The following is a 14,874-nucleotide window of genomic DNA, read 5'->3' as shown; positions in this document are numbered from 1 at the left end:
GGTGATTTTTTGCTGCAACGAATCCACGACCGGCCCTCGCGCGCCTGCCTGCTGCTGCGGGATGCCAGCTTTCCCGCACCCTTTCCCCATGAACTTGAATACTCGCCGGCCTGCCGCGGCACCTGGAACATCGTCCATACGGGCATGACGCTCCCGGAAAGCCACCAGATCTTCGCATGTGCCTCCGGCTGCCTGCGCGGCGTCGTACTGACGGCGGCCGAGATGGGCCTCATGGACCGGTTCTCCTCCATCGAGCTCAAGGAACGCGACCTCGTGCAGACCGACAACGAGCAGCTGCTCATCCAAGGCGTCACAGACATCCTGCAGAACCTCCCGCAGCTTCCTCGCGCCGTGCTGCTCTTCCCGGCCTGCGTCCACCACTTCCTCGGCTGCGACCTGCGCTACGTCTACAAGACCCTGCGCGAGCGCTTCCCGCAGGTGGATTTTGCCGAATGCTTCATGGATCCCATCCGCCAGACGAAGAGCCTGACGCCGGAGGAGCGGCTGCGCCGCGCGATCTCCCGCCTGCTGCCGCCGCAGGCAAAGACGCCGCGGACAGCCAACATCATCGGCAGCAATCTGAAGACGGACCCGCAGAGCGATTTTGCCCGGCTGCTCCAGCAGGGCGGCTGGCTGCTGCGCGACATGACGCGCTATAGCGCCTACGACGACTTCCTCCAGATGGGCGGCTCCTGCCTCAACCTCTACACGAATCCCTTCAGCCTTCCCGCCGTCCGGGAACTCAAGAAGCGACTGGGACAGGATTTCCTCTACCTGCCGCAGGTCTGGCGCGCCGCCGACATCGAAACTGCCCTGCAGGCCCTGCTGTCGCGCCTGGACTTCACCGAAACGCAGCGGGAAGCATCCCGTCTGGACATCCGTCTCTGGCAAAAGCGGGCCGAGCAGGCCCTGCAGGCCGCCAGAGCCGTCGTCGGCACGCGGCCCGTCGCGCTTGACCTCACCTTCACGTTCCGGCCGCTGAATCTCGCGCGCCTGCTCGTCGAGCAGGGGTTCCATGTCACGCGGCTCTACAGCGATGCCTTTTTGCCAGAGGAAGAAGCGGATTTCCTCTGGCTGCAGCAGCATGCGGGTGCAATCGAGCTCTTCGCGACGAAAAATCCCGACATGCGGATCCTGCCGCGCAAAGCGGACGGCCGCACGCTGGCCCTCGGGCAGAAGGCCGCGTATTTCTGCAGTACGCCGTATTTTGTCAACTACGTCGAGGGCAGCGGCAGCTGGGGCTTCGCGGCTGTCACGGAGCTTGCGCGTCTCATGGCGGAAGCCTGCCATCATCCGCAGGACATCCGTGCCGCCGTCAGTCCCAAGGCCTGGGGAGGTCCCTCAATCCTATGAAACAAGTTGCCCATATCTTATCTACGTACTCCGCCGATACATTCGGCGTCTGCTCGGCCCTCTTTGAGCTCGGCGGCATGATCGTCATCCACGACCCGTCGGGCTGCAACTCCACGTATACGACGCACGACGAGCCGCGCTGGTACGACCACGACAGCCTCATCTACGTCTCCGCCATGACGGAGCGCGATGCCGTGCTCGGCGACGACCACCGCCTCATTGAGGAAATCGTCACGGCCGCACGCCAGCAGCAGCCCCGCTTCATCTGCCTGATTCCCTCGCAAATTGCGCATCTCATCGGCACCGACTGCCGGGCCATCTGCCGCATCCTCGAAAAAAAGACGGGCATCCCCGCGTTCACGCTGCCGACCAACAGCATGCATTACTACGAGCGCGGCATCTATCTGGCCCTCGAGCATCTGGCGGCCTGGGCACTTGGAAAGGGTGCGGCGTCTCCTTCCGGCAGGAATCTTTTGCCAAAGCCTGCCCGTAAAGCAGGCACCGTCAACCGCAGGATCAACCTGCTCGGCCTCACGCCGCTCGATTACGGCGCCGCGACGGCCCCCGCCTCGGCGGCGAAATGGCTCGCACAAAACGGCTTCACGCTCGAGGCTTGCTGGGCCATGGGCAGCAGCCTCGAGGAGATCGCGGCGTCCGCAAGCAATGCCGACTGCAGCCTCGTCATGAGTTACGGCGGCCTCGGCGCCGCGCACCTGCTCTATGAGAAAGCCGGCATTCCCTACGTCTGCGGTGCTCCCTTTGGCGCGGCCGGCGAAGTCCTCTCAGCAGCGCTCAAGACCTGCCAGGCTCCGCTTTCCGGCGCGCTCTGGCCACACGGCGGGGATAAACCGGGCATACAAAAAAAGCAGGAGACATCTCCTGCTCCCTGCTGCATCATCGGGGAAACCATCTTTGCCCAGTCCCTGGCTCATGCGCTTGCACAGGCGGCTGGCCAGGCCTTCACGGCCATCGTCCCCGTCGAGACGGACCGGGAGATCCTCGCTGCCGGCACGCTGCTGCTCTGCGATGAAGACGAGCTGCGGCCGCGCCTCCGGGACGCCCGCCTCGTCATCGCCGACCCGCTCTACGCGCCCATCGTCCCGGACACCTGCCATTTTGTCGCACTGCCCCATCGGGGCTTCTCGGGCCGCACCTACGAACGGCAGCTGCCCGACCTGATGGACGCCGCCATGTATCACGATTTCCTCCAGGAGGTTCGCTCATGCTTCTGACCATTGCCCATGTCTTTGCCTACGCCATCATCCAGACCTTCGGCTTCACGCTCTTCACGCTGGCCCTGCAGCGTCTCGGCCGCCTGCAGCGTCTCTACAGGCTAAAGGCGTTCCTGTTCCTCGTCATGGTCAACGTCGCCGGCACGATGACCTTCGGCGAAGCCGCCTGGGGACGCACCTCCACGCCTGTCGCCGCCGGCCTCTTCCTCATCGGCATGGCCTTCTTTCTCGCCGCCCACTTCTACCTCGGCTGGAAAAAGCTTCGCCGGTAACATCCGGCGAAAATAAAAACATCCACTCATCATGCGAAAGGACCTGATCCTCTGAACAAGAAATATCTCTATCTGCTCGCCGCTGCTCATCTGAGCAACGACATCAACACGGGCTCCCTGCCCGCCCTGCTGCCCTTCTTCGTCAGCTTTTACGGCATGGATTACACGGCGATTGCCGGTCTCATGTTCGCGTCTTCCTTCCTGAGTTCCATCATCCAGCCTCTGTTCGGCTGGCTCGCGGACAAAGGCTCGCGCCAGTGGTTCATGGCCGTCGGCGTCTTTTTCGCGGGGACCTCGCTGGCGCTCACCGGCTTTGTCACCGATTACTGGCTGATCTTTGCCGCCGTCACCGTCATGGGCATCGCGACCTCCATCTTCCATCCGGAGGCGGCCCGCTGCGTCAACGGCGTCTCACAGGGGGCACGCGGCAAGGGCATGAGCATCTTCAGCGTCGGCGGCAACGGCGGCTTCGGTTTCGGCCCGCTGCTCGCCGTCTTCCTCGTCACGACCTTCGGCATGCACGGTCTGGCCTTCTACGGCATCACGGCCATCGCCATGAGCCTCCTGCTCCTGCTGGCCATCCCTCATCTGCGCCGTGCCATTGCCGCCAACCAGCAAAAGGCGCAGGAAAAGGCCGCGGCAGAGTCAAAAGACGCCGGTCAGCCTGCCGTCAATGACTGGCATGCCTTTGGGCGTCTCTTCGTCGTCATCCTCTTCCGCTCAACGGTCTTCACGGGCATATCGAGCTTCCTGCCGCTCTTCTGCATCCAGGCACTCGGCACGAGTGAGGCCATCGGCTCGATGACGCTTTCCATCATCAGCATCGCCGGCGTCGCCGCCACGCTCTTCGGCGGCTGGTTCGCCGACCGCCACGGTTACCGCAGGACGCTGCGCCTCGGCAACTTCCTGCTCGTCCCCTTCCTCGCCATCGCCGTCTTCTCCGGCAGCATCTACGCCGTCTACGCCATGCTGCTGCCACTGAGCTTCGCCATGCTCGCGCCGTACTCCTCCTTCGTCGTCATCGGCCAGGAATACCTCGCCAAGAACATCGGCTTTGCCTCCGGCGTCACGCTCGGCATCTCCATGAGCATCGGCGGCGTCATCGCCCCCGCCCTCGGCCGCTACGCTGACATCTACGGCATCACCGCCGTCATGGGCCTGCTCGTACTGCTCGCCGCCATCTGCGCCGGCGCCACCTTCCTGCTGCCGGCCAGGAAGCGCAACGCCTAAGATAAAGCCAGACCATGGACCTCTTCCATCACCTTCTCCGCTTCGCGCCTGTGCGCAGGGCTATGCCGCTCGCTGGTGTTTGCAGTCAAGTCGCATTAGTGCCCGCAAGGCCATGGACCTCTTCCGCCCCTTCGGGGCACCTTCCCCGTGCGCGGGGAAGGCTGCGCTTTGTACGCTCGTATATTCTGCCGAAGACCACGAGCCCATAGCCTTCTCCCCGCAGGGAGAAGGGGGACCGCGTCAGCGGTGGAAGAGGTCCTTGGGCGTGCGGCATTCAAGCGAAACAAATGGCAAGCCCTGTCCAACGTCGTAGCCCGCAGGGAGAAGGGGGACCGCGCCAGCGGTGGAAGAGGTCCTTGGGCGTCAGGCACGCACGGTCTTGTCAGCGGTTGGCGTGCAGATACTCGATGTAGGAATTGCCCCAGGCCTCGATGCTTGCGAGGACCGGGCGGAACTGCCGGCCGATGGCCGTCAGGCTATATTCGACGCGCGGCGGTACCTCGGGGTAGACCGTGCGGCTCACAATGCCCTCGCGCTCGAGATACTTGAGCTGCGCGGAAAGCGAAGCGTGCGTGATCTTGATCGCACGCTCAAGCTCATTGAAGCGCTTCGTGCCCTGGCTGAGCTCATGCAGCACGAGAATGGCCCACTTTCCCTGCAGGACCTTCTGCGACGTCACGAACGGACAGACGCCGAACAATTCCGAATCAACCTTCTTCATAGCGAAAAACCTCCATTACGCAAGCATTTTATACCGGGTCAAGTTAAATATCGTTCTTGTTCTCATTATAGAGGATACATATAATATAAACAAGATATCTAGTAAAAAAAATATACCTCTTATTCCGATACGATGTGAAATAAAGCCAAAAAGAAATGAGGAATTGACATGGAACAGCAGAAAACGCGCATGCCGGCGATTTTCGTCGGGCACGGCAGCCCGATGATCGCACTTGAACACAACGACTTGACGGCAACGTATAAAGAACTCGGCCAGACCATCCTGAAACGCTTTGGCCGCCCCAAGGCCATCCTGATGATCTCCGCACACTGGTACACGCGCGGCACGCTCGTGCAGAGCGCCGCAAAGCCGCGTCAGGTCTACGACATGTACGGCTTCCCCAAGGAGCTCTACGAGCTCAATTACGAGCCCGCAGGCTGCGCTGACCTGACAAAAGAAGTCACAGACCTGCTCGGCGATGGCGTCGAAGTCGACGACAGCTGGGGCATCGATCACGGCGCCTGGAGCATCCTCGTCCACATCTTCCCCAGGGCCGACATCCCCGTCGTCCAGCTCTCCGTCAACGGCCTCATGGATACGCGCCAGTCGTACGAGCTCGGCCAAAAGCTCGCCGTGCTTCGCGAGAAGGGCTATCTCATCATGGGCAGCGGCAACGTCGTCCACAACCTGCGCCTCGTCGAATGGGAGAACGAGCACGGGAATCCTGCCGCCGACCGCTTCGACGAGGCCATCAAGTCGGCCATCGAAGCGCGCGCGGACGAAGCCGTCATCGACTTCCAGCGCTGCCCTGACGCCGACTACGCCGTCCCGACGCCCGACCACTTCCTGCCGCTTCTCTACATCCTCGGCGCCGCCGAAGGCGAGTCCCCGTACATCTTCAACAATGTCCGCACTCTCGGCTCCATGGCCCTCACTGGCTACGCCTTCGGGCTTTGATTTTCCCCGCCGCATCACACTCGACTGACAGAGAGGAGCATCTACCTTGAAAAAGATCTCAGACCCCATCCGCATCGGCACCCTGCAGCTGAAGAACCGCATCGTGCGCAGCGCCACCCTGGAGGCCGGCGGCGCCGACGACGGCGAGATGAATGACCTGCTGGGCAACGTCTACACCGACCTCGCGAAAGGCGGCGTCGGCCTGATCATCACCGGCATGATGGGCGTCGGTCCGAACTCCTGCGCCTATCCCGGCATGACCCGAATCTACGGCAAGACGTTTGGCACGGAGTTCCGGAAGATTGCCGATAGCGTCCACCAGTACGGCGCGAAGATCGCCGTGCAGCTCGGCCAGTGCGGCGCGAGGGTCGTCGTCCTCGAGACGCGGGAGCATCCCTATTGCCCGTCTGACCATGCGGACGCCGCCGGCAACGTCGCAACGGCCATGACGAAAGAAGAAATTGCGCGCGTCGTCGAGGACTTCGGCACGGCCGCCGCCGTCTGCAAGGCGAGCGGCGCCGACGCCGTCGAGATCCACGCGGCGCATGGCTACCTGCTCAGCGAGTTCCTCAGCCCCTATTTCAACAAGCGCGAGGATGAATACGGCGGCAGCATCGAGAACCGCTGCCGCATCGTGAAAGAAGTCTATGCGAGCGTCCGCGCACACGTCGGCGAGGACTTCCCCGTGCTGATCAAGATCAACTACGAAGACCTCATCCAGCCCGGCCTCACCGGCGACGAATGCCGCTTCGTCTGCCAGCAGCTCGAAGCGCTCGGTATCAACGCCATCGAGATCAGCACCGGCCTCGCTGAATCCATGGACTCCCTGCCCTTCCAGCGGCCGAAAAGCCCGACCGCCGGCACCTTCACGCAGGGCGCCCTGAAGATCGCCGCCAGCGTCAGCATCCCCGTCATCAGCGTCGGCGGCTACCGCACCATCGAAGGCATCGAAGCCGTCCTGAACGAAGGCAGCCTGGCCGCCATCTCCATGAGCCGCCCCTTAATCTGCGAGCCCAATCTCGTCGCCAGATGGCTCAGCGGCGACACCAGGAAAGCAAAATGCGTCTCGTGCAACAAATGCTTCACCGACCACAGCGGCTTCGGCTGCAAAGTCTTCAAATAATCAAAAGCAGTCAAAAGCGGTCCCTCGACTCAAACGAGCCGGCGGACCGCTTTTTTCTTCTGGAATCCCCATACTGCCGTTACACCAGGACGACCTGCTTGCCGCAAAACGCAATGCCGTACTTCAGTACCTTATGGATGCCTCGTATCCGAAAATCTGCCTCATAATCTTTTTCATCAATCTGGTGACGTGCTTCCTGTGCTTTTGACAGGAGTTCAGCAGGAGAACCAGCCGCTTTGAATTCGAGGATAACGCCACACTGTCCCTTATGCGTCGGATAGATGGCCAGGTCGTATCGGCCCAGGCCGCTTTCCCTGTTTGACTTGACTTCATATTCGGGGACAAGAAGCGTCGTCATCCCCAGCAGCAAGCCATGGTAAAAAGCCTCCCGGTTCGCCGTATCGTATACACTGGCTACCTTCATCAGGATTTCCTGCAGTCCACGGGCAAATGCCTGAGCGTTTCCCGCCATGAGGCTTTCCATGGTTGTCATCAGATACGATGTCGTCCGCCCCGGACTCAGGCGGCTCAAAATCTCACTGCGGTAGATACTGCGTACTTCCCGGTTGGGAATAGCCAGCACGTAGACCCATGTATCGACGATGAGCCGGCGGGAAACAATCTTCAGATACCCCGTCAGCAGCAGGATGGTATACAGGGCATCGGGATTATCGGCCAATTCCGGATAAATCGTATATTCCGTCAAGACTGCCGTTACCGTATGCCCCTGAATGAGACGCAGCAGATTCTCTTCTTGTACGGGGTCCGTCTGCTTGAGCAACTCGCTCAGCAAGGCATTTCCCGATGTATGCGCCCAGTAAGGCTGGGGCTGCCCCTGCTCCTTGAAGAAGCAGAGGACCGACCATGGATTATAGATTTCCTGCTCACCAAAACGGTAGCCGTCATACCAGTCGTGGAGAACAGGCAGCGCTGCATCCTGCTGCTGTGTATGAGCCAGCGCGCGCACCTCTTCCGGCGTGAAGCCGATCCAGTCGGCATACGTCCCGTTGATGACGCTGCTGACTTCAAGATTGTTAAGGCCGCTGAAGATGCTTTCCTTCGCGATTCGCCATACGCCCGTCAATACGGCAAAATCCAAAGACGGATTCGTTTTGAGGGCAGCACTGAGGAAATTCCGCATGAATGCCATGCAGTCTTCATAAAAGCCGTGCTCCCAGGCCTGTTGTACCGGGATATCGTACTCATCGAGCAAGAGGACCACGGGCTGATGATGATAGCGTTTCATCATGTCCATCAGGCGCCGCAGAGCTTCTTCCATCTCGACGGGCGACGCCAGTCCGTCGTGGACACGCTGAAAATAGCGGCGCTCAGCCTGCGAAAAAATGGAAGCCTCCATCAGATAGGCGTATTGGTCATAGAGATCGCTGAGCAGAAAGCGGAACTTCGCCAGCATATCCGGCCAGTTCCTGTGCTTGATATCCTTCAAGGTCAGGAAAAGAACGCAGCGTGTCCCCTGCTCTTCCATGTATCGCTCGCCAGCTGCCTCGATAGCCAGGCCGCGAAAGAGTTCCCGATGCTCTTTTCCATGCGCGGCAGCAAAAAAGTAATAGAACATGGACAGGAACAGTGTCTTGCCAAAGCGGCGCGGCCGTGTCAGCAGCAGGACTTCTCCATGATTGTCCAGAAAATCACGTATCGCCATGGTCTTGTCGACAAAATAATAATTTCTCTTGCGGACTTTGGCAAAATCATCCATACCGATTGGCAGTCCCTGCATGATGGCTCCCCCTTTTCCAAAAAATCCTTATATTTATAGTATACGAGATACGATGACGAAAAGAAAGAGCACGTGAAAATGCCGATCTCTTTATCGTGGCATTTATGACAGATGGGCCCCAAGAAGTTCCTTTTCCATGTGGATGTGCGGGCAATGTTCATCGAGGTATTCCTCGCCCGAGGCCCGGTAGCCGAGCCTCTCGTAAAATGGCCTTGCCTGGACTTGCGCAGAAAGGACGAGTCTGCTCACACGGTGGCGGCGCAGCCAGTCTTCCACCTCCTGCACGATCCGCTCTCCGTAATGGCGTCCCCGGCAGGCCCTGCGCACGGCCAGGCGCCCCAGGGTATAGGCGTCCGATTCATCCGTGTGGAAAAAGCGGCAGCAGCCCACAGCCTCGCCCTCCTGATAGAGGACCAGGTGCCAGGCCGTCCGGTCCACCTCGTCGAATTCCTGCTGAAAGCCCTGTTCCTGCATGAATACCTCCTGCCGGATCGCCCTGGCGTCCTGCGGCAGCCCCTGCTGAATGCGCGTCTGAATCATGATGATTTCCTCCCAACAAAAACAAAGGTGCCCGGGAATTGTCTTATGGCATGCCGTGCACGCCGTACCTGCGACAACTCCCAGACACCTGATTCCTCCTGTCCGGTGACAAAAGCAGTGTTCATTCTGATTTTGCTTTGATCCGTGGACTCATTCGACTTGCATCTGCGACGAAAGCTCCGCGAGGAACTGCTGCTCCTTCTCGCTGAGCTCGACGTCCTTCAGCAGGTCCGGGCGCTTCGCGAGTGTTTTCCGCAGGGACTGCTCGCGGCGCCACTGGCGGATCTTCGCGTGGTCGCCCGAGAGCAGGACCTCCGGCACCTCCATGCCCTCGAAATCGCGCGGGCGCGTGTACTGCGGGAAGCCCAGCAGGCCGTCGTAGAACGAGTCCGTCGGCGCCGAATCCTCATCGCCGAGCACGCCCGGCAGCATGCGTGAGACGGCGTCGGTGATGACCATGGCCGGCAGCTCGCCGCCCGTCAGCACGAAATCGCCGATGGAGATGGCCTCGTCGGCCAGGCGGTAGATGCGTTCGTCAAAGCCCTCGTAATGGCCGCAGATGAAGACGAGCTGGCTGCAGCCCGCGAGTTCCTTGGCCTTCTGCTGGTTAAAGACAGGCCCCGACGGATCCATGATGAGCACGCGGCGGCTGCCCTCGTGCTCCGGCGTCTTCGCGAGCACATCGCGCACGGCCCGGTAAAGGGGCTCGGGCTTCAGGACCATGCCGGCGCCGCCGCCGAACGGCGAATCGTCGACATGCCTGTGCTTGTCGAAGGAGTAATCGCGGAAATTCGTGAAGTGGATGTCGAGGATGCCCTTGTCCACCGCGCGCTTCGTGATGCTCTCGCCGAACGGCCCCGCAAACATGTCGGGGAACAGCGTGACCATGTCAATGCGCATCGTCCGTCGCCTCCGGCATCGCGACGACCATGCGGCCGCCCGGGATATCGATGGCTTTGACCACGGCCTTGAGCGCCGGGATCAGGAGCTCCCCGCCGTCCGGCGTGCGCGCCTGATAGACGTCGTTGCTGCCCGTCCGGAGCACGTTCTCGACCGTGCCGAGCTCCCTGCCCGCCTCGTCATAGACCGTCAGGCCGATGATGTCGAAGGTGTAGAACTCACCCTCTTCAAGCGGCGCCGCCTCGCTGCGGTCGATCGTAAGGAGACGTCCCGTCAGCTGCATGGCCTCCTCGCGCACGGGGTACTCGCGGAACTTCAGCAGCACGAACTGCTTGTGGTACTTGCAGCTCTCGATGTGCAGCAGTTCATCGCCGACCATGACTTCCTTCATGGACGCAAAGCGCTCGACGAAATCCGTCAGCGGGATGATGCGCATCTCGCCGTGGATGCCGTGCGCCGCACCCACCTTGCCGATGGTGATGCGGCCCGCCATAGCCCGCTTCTTTTTCTTGTCAGCCGCGGATGGCGATAATCTTGTCATCTTCCACCAGCACTTCCACATTCATGAGCTCGCGCATGTTGTCGCCCACATGGACCTCCACCTGGCGCTCGAGCGTACCCTGCACAATCTCCGCACCGAGCACGAGCTTCTCCGTCTCTTCCTTGCGTGCCTTGGCCTGCTCGCAGTACTCGGCGCGCTTCTGGCGCTCCTGCTCGAAATGCTGGCGGATGGCGTTGAGGCGCTGGATGTCCTGCGGCGTCGGGTCAGCCGGCGTATTCTCCTGCATGACGCGCTTCTCCTGAATGCCAATCTGCTGGATCTCGAGCTCGGCGCGGTTGATGCCCTCCGTGAGTTCCTTGAGCATCTTCGTCTTGAGTTTCTCCGTTAATTTTGCCTTGATGGTTACCGGCATCTTGAGCGAAATCGTATCCATAATTTGCCCTCTTTTCTTCTTTGCTGATACTTCTCTCTCTGCTGATATGAAAACAGCGGCAATGCCTTCACCACCATGCACCGTAGAAGATCCATGGCGGAGGGCAATGCCGCTCTTCTTTAAATAATCTCAACCGAGACTTTCTTGTTCTCCCGGGTGGCCGCGGCTTTGACAACGGTGCGCATCGCTTTCGCGATACGGCCCTGCCTGCCGATGACCTTCCCCATATCATCCTCTGCCACATGCAGCGAAACGATGACCTCGCGGCCCTCAACACGTTCCTCTGCCTGCACAGACTCCGGATGATCCACTAAGGATTTGGCGATAACTGCAACCAGCTCTTTCATGCTGTCGTCCTCTCCAATCAGTTCTTAGCGTTCTTTGCTTCAGCAAACTTAGCCATGATGCCCTGCTTGCTGAGGAGATTCTTGACGGTATCCGTCGGCTGAGCGCCTTTGTTCATCCAATCGAGAACCTTGTCCTCATCGACCGTAACTGCTGCCGGATTCTGGGACGGATCGTAGTTACCGAGAACCTCGATGAAACGACCATCACGCGGAGCGCGGGAGTCAGCTACAACAATGCGATAGAACGGATTCTTCTTTGCACCCATACGGTTCAAACGAATCTTTACTGCCATGTCAATTCACCACCTTTCGTGTTTCAGGATATATTCAACGCATGAACGGCATCTTCGGGAGTCCCATGCCACCGAGGCCCGGAAAACCGCCCTTCTTGCCCTTCTGCATCTTCTTCATTTTCTTCATCATCTTCTTCATCTCGCCAAACTGCTTCAAGAGCTTGTTGACGTCCTGGACACGCGTGCCGGAGCCCATGGCGATGCGCTTGCGGCGGCTGCCGTTGATGATGCTGATGTCGGCGCGCTCCTTCGGGGTCATCGACTTGATGATGGCCTCAATCTGGCGCATTTCCTTGCCGTCGAGATCGATGTCCTGCCCGGCGAGCTGCTTCTTGAGGCCGCCCATGCCGGGGATCAGGCCGAGGATGTTCTCGAGCGAGCCGAGCTTCTTGACCTGCTGCATCTGGGAGAGGAAATCATCGAGCGTGAACTCGTCCTTGCGGAGCTTCTTCTCCATCTTCTTGGCTTCTTCCATGTCGAACGTGGCCTGCGCCTTCTCGACGAGGGAGAGCACATCGCCCATGCCGAGGATGCGCGAAGCCATGCGGTCCGGATGGAACACCTCGAGCGGCTCGAGCTTCTCGCCGAGGCCGATGAACTTGATGGGCACGCCCGTGACGGCCTTGACGGAGAGTGCCGCACCACCGCGGGCATCGCCGTCGAGCTTCGTCATGATGACGCCGTCGAGTCCGAGGGAATCGTTGAACGCCTTGGCGACATTGACGGATTCCTGGCCCGTCATCGCATCGACGACGAGCAGGATCTCATGCGGGTGAACGGCGGCCTTGATGTCGCGCAGCTCCTGCATGAGGGCTTCGTCGATCTGCAGGCGGCCGGCCGTATCGATGATGACGACATCGCAGGCATGCGAGAGCGCATACGGCAGCGAGTCCTTCGCGATCGTCACGGCGTCCGTGCCGGCCGGCATCGAGAACACCGGGATCCCCAGCTGCTTGCCGAGGACCTGCAGCTGCGTGACGGCAGCCGGGCGGTAGATATCCGCCGCGACGAGCAGCGGATGCTTGCCCTGCTTCTTGAGCGCAAGGCCGAGCTTGCCCGCCGACGTCGTCTTGCCGGCGCCCTGCAGGCCTGCCATCATGATGACCGTCGGCGGCTTCGGGCTGATGTTCAGACGGCTCTGCGTGCCGCCCATGAGGTTTGTGAGCTCCTCATCGACAATCTTGATGACGACCTGTGCCGGCGTCAGCGTTTCGAGGATGTCCTGGCCAATCGCGCGTTCCTTGACGCGCTTGATGAACTCCTTGACCACCTTGAAGTTGACATCGGCTTCGAGCAGGGCCATGCGCACTTCGCGCATGGCCTCATTGACATCGTCCTCCGTGAGCTTGCCATGGCCGCGGAGTTTCTTGAACGTCGCCTGCAGACGATCGGATAAACTTTCAAAAATCAAAACTCATACCTCCTGGCCATTCCCAAGCAACGGCGAAAGGCGTCCGAGCACCGCGTCGACTGCCGTGGCATTCGCTGCGGTCCGGAGCGCGGCAACGTCATCAAAGATACCGGCGAGCTCCTGGCGCTCCTTCTGGTAGCGCGCGACGAGCCCGAGCTTCTCCTCGTAGGATTCCATGGCCTTTTCCGAACGATGGATGTTGTCGTAGACAGCCTGCCGGGATATCCCGAGCGCCTCGCCGATCTCCGACAGCGAGAAATCCTCAAAGAGATGCATCTTCAGGCATTCCTGCTGCTTTTCTGTCAGCAGCGCCCCGTATATATCGAATAGCGCTGACAAATACAAAAGCTGCTCCATCCTGCCCTCACCCTGCCTGTAAACTCTTATGTGCCAAGGCGTTCTGCTTGACATAGGCTATTATAGCGGACTATGCCCCTTGTGTCAAGCATATATCCTTGTCAGCGAAAAACTTTTTTCACGGAGAAAATGAGAACTTTTCCAAAAAGAAAGAGGAGTTCATCTGCACATTGTCGAATGCTTTGATAAGATATAGGCAAGAGACAGCCAAGAAATAGCCATGCCGCTGTCTTTGAGAGCAATTGCCCTCTTACCTTCTTATTTGAAATACAGGAAAGGAGTTTTCTCAATGCAATTCAAGAAACTGATGGACAATTTTTTAATCCACTATCTGAACCAGTTCGACAAGCACTGCTTCAACATCAGGCTCCACGATGAAACGTATACGATCGGCAAGGGTGAGCCGGAGTTCACGGTCATCGTCCACAAGGACATCCCGAAGAGTGAACTCCTCTCCTCCACGGAGCTCGCGCTCGGCGAGGCCTATATGCGCGGCGACATCGAGATCCAGGGCGACCTCTTCCACATGCTCTGCACCTTCCTCGACCAGGCCGACCGCTTCTCGCTCGACCGCAAGGGGCTGCGCGGCATCCTCTACATGTCCGAAAAGAAAAAAGACCAGGCCAAGGAAGTTTCCGCCCATTACGACCTGGGCAATGAATTCTACAAGCTCTGGCTCGATCCGACGATGAGTTATTCGTGCGCCTACTTCAAGCACGAGGACGATACGCTCGAGCAGGCCCAGCGCAACAAGGTGGACTACATCCTCGAGAAGCTCTACCTCAAGCAGGGCATGACGCTGCTTGACATCGGCTGCGGCTGGGGCTTCCTGCTCATCGAGGCCGCCAAGAAGTACGGCGTCAAGGGCTACGGCTGCACGCTCAGCAAGGAGCAGTGGAAGAAGAGCCAGGAGCGCATCAAGGCGGAGGGCCTCGAAGGCATGGTGACGATCGATCTCGTCGATTACCGCGACCTTGAAGACAGGGACCTCAAATTCGACCGCATCGTCAGCGTCGGCATGATGGAGCATGTCGGCCGTTCGAATTACGCGACGTACATGGAGACGGCCAACCACCTGCTGAAGGACGGCGGCATCTTCCTGCTGCACACGATCACGGGCCACGACGAGGTCGTCTCGGAGCCGTGGATCCGCAAGTACATCTTCCCGGGCGGCACGCTGCCGTCGCTGCGCGAACTCATCGCCGATGCCTACGACGCCGACTTCCGCGTCATCGACGTCGAGAGCCTGCGCCGCCACTACTACAAGACGCTCATGTGCTGGTACCACAACTTCCTCAAGGTCCACGACACGGTGGCGGGCTGGAAGAACGAGGAGTTCGTGCGCATGTGGGATCTCTACCTCTGCGGCTGCGCGGCAGCGTTCTACATCGGCTACATCGACATCCATCAGGTGCTCATGACGAAGGGCAACAACAACGAATTGCCGATGACGCGCTGGTATTGA

General features: G+C 59.9%; 17 protein-coding genes. 7 read left to right on the top strand and 10 right to left on the bottom strand.

Features of this window, described 5'->3' with window-relative positions:
- The first annotated feature begins 9 nt into the window (after nucleotides 1-9).
- From DWZ54_RS03770 to DWZ54_RS03755, 4 genes are read left to right on the top strand one after another with little or no spacing between them, the layout of a single operon-like run.
- Nucleotides 10-1,353 (top strand): nitrogenase component 1, encoded by a 1,344-nt coding sequence (locus DWZ54_RS03770; RefSeq protein ID WP_233541608.1) that lies wholly within the window; start codon nucleotides 10-12, stop codon nucleotides 1,351-1,353.
- Nucleotides 1,350-2,585 carry a nitrogenase component 1 gene (locus DWZ54_RS03765; protein WP_118474562.1) on the top strand — a complete coding sequence of 412 codons (1,236 nt, stop codon included), beginning with the start codon at nucleotides 1,350-1,352 and terminating at the stop codon, nucleotides 2,583-2,585. The genes DWZ54_RS03770 and DWZ54_RS03765 overlap by 4 nt, the downstream gene beginning before the upstream one ends.
- Nucleotides 2,576-2,857 (top strand): hypothetical protein, encoded by a 282-nt coding sequence (locus tag DWZ54_RS03760; protein ID WP_118474561.1) that lies wholly within the window; start codon nucleotides 2,576-2,578, stop codon nucleotides 2,855-2,857. Before DWZ54_RS03765 ends, DWZ54_RS03760 begins: the two co-directional genes overlap by 10 nt.
- A 12-nt stretch (nucleotides 2,858-2,869) precedes the next feature.
- On the top strand, nucleotides 2,870-4,087 hold the full coding sequence (locus tag DWZ54_RS03755) for an MFS transporter (RefSeq protein ID WP_370245734.1): 1,218 nt from the start codon (nucleotides 2,870-2,872) through the stop codon (nucleotides 4,085-4,087).
- A gap of 382 nt (nucleotides 4,088-4,469) precedes the next feature.
- Here the strand turns inward: DWZ54_RS03755 and DWZ54_RS03750 are convergent, their stop codons facing one another.
- Entirely contained in the window at nucleotides 4,470-4,808 is a 339-nt protein-coding gene (locus DWZ54_RS03750; RefSeq protein WP_118474559.1) for a helix-turn-helix domain-containing protein, read from the bottom strand.
- A gap of 168 nt (nucleotides 4,809-4,976) precedes the next feature.
- Between DWZ54_RS03750 and ygiD the strand changes: the two genes are divergently transcribed.
- Complete coding sequence (ygiD, locus tag DWZ54_RS03745) at nucleotides 4,977-5,765, top strand: 4,5-DOPA dioxygenase extradiol (protein WP_118474558.1); 789 nt, start codon at nucleotides 4,977-4,979, stop codon at nucleotides 5,763-5,765.
- 46 nt (nucleotides 5,766-5,811) lie between these two features.
- Nucleotides 5,812-6,888 (top strand): NADH:flavin oxidoreductase, encoded by a 1,077-nt coding sequence (locus DWZ54_RS03740; protein ID WP_118474557.1) that lies wholly within the window; start codon nucleotides 5,812-5,814, stop codon nucleotides 6,886-6,888.
- 79 nt (nucleotides 6,889-6,967) lie between these two features.
- Here DWZ54_RS03740 and DWZ54_RS03735 read toward each other — a convergent pair whose 3' ends face one another.
- From DWZ54_RS03735 to ylxM, 9 genes are all read right to left on the bottom strand, one after another.
- Nucleotides 6,968-8,626, bottom strand: coding sequence for an AAA family ATPase (locus tag DWZ54_RS03735; protein WP_118474556.1), 1,659 nt, complete (start codon nucleotides 8,624-8,626; stop codon nucleotides 6,968-6,970).
- 102 nt (nucleotides 8,627-8,728) lie between these two features.
- Nucleotides 8,729-9,166, bottom strand: a complete 438-nt coding sequence (locus DWZ54_RS03730; protein WP_118474555.1) for a GNAT family N-acetyltransferase — start codon at nucleotides 9,164-9,166, stop codon at nucleotides 8,729-8,731.
- A gap of 150 nt (nucleotides 9,167-9,316) precedes the next feature.
- Nucleotides 9,317-10,066: a tRNA (guanosine(37)-N1)-methyltransferase TrmD gene (trmD, locus tag DWZ54_RS03725; RefSeq protein WP_118474554.1), complete on the bottom strand. Its 750-nt coding sequence runs from the start codon at nucleotides 10,064-10,066 to the stop codon at nucleotides 9,317-9,319.
- Nucleotides 10,056-10,607 (bottom strand): ribosome maturation factor RimM, encoded by a 552-nt coding sequence (gene rimM / locus DWZ54_RS03720; RefSeq protein WP_118474553.1) that lies wholly within the window; start codon nucleotides 10,605-10,607, stop codon nucleotides 10,056-10,058. Before rimM ends, trmD begins: the two co-directional genes overlap by 11 nt.
- Nucleotides 10,579-11,001 carry a YlqD family protein gene (locus tag DWZ54_RS03715; protein WP_118474552.1) on the bottom strand — a complete coding sequence of 141 codons (423 nt, stop codon included), beginning with the start codon at nucleotides 10,999-11,001 and terminating at the stop codon, nucleotides 10,579-10,581. Before DWZ54_RS03715 ends, rimM begins: the two co-directional genes overlap by 29 nt.
- Before the next feature lie 119 nt (nucleotides 11,002-11,120).
- Nucleotides 11,121-11,348, bottom strand: coding sequence for a KH domain-containing protein (locus DWZ54_RS03710; RefSeq protein WP_118014292.1), 228 nt, complete (start codon nucleotides 11,346-11,348; stop codon nucleotides 11,121-11,123).
- Nucleotides 11,349-11,365: 17 nt separating this feature from the next.
- Entirely contained in the window at nucleotides 11,366-11,641 is a 276-nt protein-coding gene (gene rpsP, locus DWZ54_RS03705) for a 30S ribosomal protein S16 (RefSeq protein WP_118014294.1), read from the bottom strand.
- Between the two features lie 34 nt (nucleotides 11,642-11,675).
- The gene (gene ffh / locus DWZ54_RS03700) at nucleotides 11,676-13,052 is read right to left on the bottom strand and encodes a signal recognition particle protein (RefSeq protein WP_118474551.1); all 1,377 of its coding nucleotides are present in this window, start codon (nucleotides 13,050-13,052) and stop codon (nucleotides 11,676-11,678) included.
- 3 nt (nucleotides 13,053-13,055) lie between these two features.
- Nucleotides 13,056-13,409 (bottom strand): YlxM family DNA-binding protein, encoded by a 354-nt coding sequence (gene ylxM, locus DWZ54_RS03695; RefSeq protein WP_118014298.1) that lies wholly within the window; start codon nucleotides 13,407-13,409, stop codon nucleotides 13,056-13,058.
- A 289-nt stretch (nucleotides 13,410-13,698) separates the two neighbouring features.
- Between ylxM and DWZ54_RS03690 the strand changes: the two genes are divergently transcribed.
- The gene (locus DWZ54_RS03690) at nucleotides 13,699-14,874 is read left to right on the top strand and encodes a class I SAM-dependent methyltransferase (RefSeq protein WP_118474550.1); all 1,176 of its coding nucleotides are present in this window, start codon (nucleotides 13,699-13,701) and stop codon (nucleotides 14,872-14,874) included.

Source organism: Mitsuokella sp. AF33-22, assembly GCF_003475755.1.
In the GTDB taxonomy this organism is placed as follows: Bacteria; Bacillota; Negativicutes; order Selenomonadales; family Selenomonadaceae; genus Mitsuokella.
This window is presented reverse-complemented; position numbering and strand designations above follow the sequence as displayed.

Excerpts from the sequence above, each read along its gene's own strand:
- rpsP (WP_118014294.1), bottom strand. The coding sequence starts at position 11,641 with ATGGCAGTAAAGATTCGTTTGAACCGTATGGGTGCAAAGAAGAATCCG.
- DWZ54_RS03710 (WP_118014292.1), bottom strand. The coding sequence starts at position 11,348 with ATGAAAGAGCTGGTTGCAGTTATCGCCAAATCCTTAGTGGATCATCCG.
- DWZ54_RS03730 (WP_118474555.1), bottom strand. The coding sequence starts at position 9,166 with ATGATTCAGACGCGCATTCAGCAGGGGCTGCCGCAGGACGCCAGGGCG.
- DWZ54_RS03715 (WP_118474552.1), bottom strand. The coding sequence starts at position 11,001 with ATGGATACGATTTCGCTCAAGATGCCGGTAACCATCAAGGCAAAATTA.
- ylxM (WP_118014298.1), bottom strand. The coding sequence starts at position 13,409 with ATGGAGCAGCTTTTGTATTTGTCAGCGCTATTCGATATATACGGGGCG.
- rimM (WP_118474553.1), bottom strand. The coding sequence starts at position 10,607 with ATGACAAGATTATCGCCATCCGCGGCTGACAAGAAAAAGAAGCGGGCT.
- trmD (WP_118474554.1), bottom strand. The coding sequence starts at position 10,066 with ATGCGCATTGACATGGTCACGCTGTTCCCCGACATGTTTGCGGGGCCG.
- DWZ54_RS03760 (WP_118474561.1), top strand. The coding sequence starts at position 2,576 with ATGCTTCTGACCATTGCCCATGTCTTTGCCTACGCCATCATCCAGACC.
- DWZ54_RS03765 (WP_118474562.1), top strand. The coding sequence starts at position 1,350 with ATGAAACAAGTTGCCCATATCTTATCTACGTACTCCGCCGATACATTC.
- DWZ54_RS03750 (WP_118474559.1), bottom strand. The coding sequence starts at position 4,808 with ATGAAGAAGGTTGATTCGGAATTGTTCGGCGTCTGTCCGTTCGTGACG.
- DWZ54_RS03690 (WP_118474550.1), top strand. The coding sequence starts at position 13,699 with ATGCAATTCAAGAAACTGATGGACAATTTTTTAATCCACTATCTGAAC.
- ygiD (WP_118474558.1), top strand. The coding sequence starts at position 4,977 with ATGGAACAGCAGAAAACGCGCATGCCGGCGATTTTCGTCGGGCACGGC.
- DWZ54_RS03735 (WP_118474556.1), bottom strand. The coding sequence starts at position 8,626 with ATGCAGGGACTGCCAATCGGTATGGATGATTTTGCCAAAGTCCGCAAG.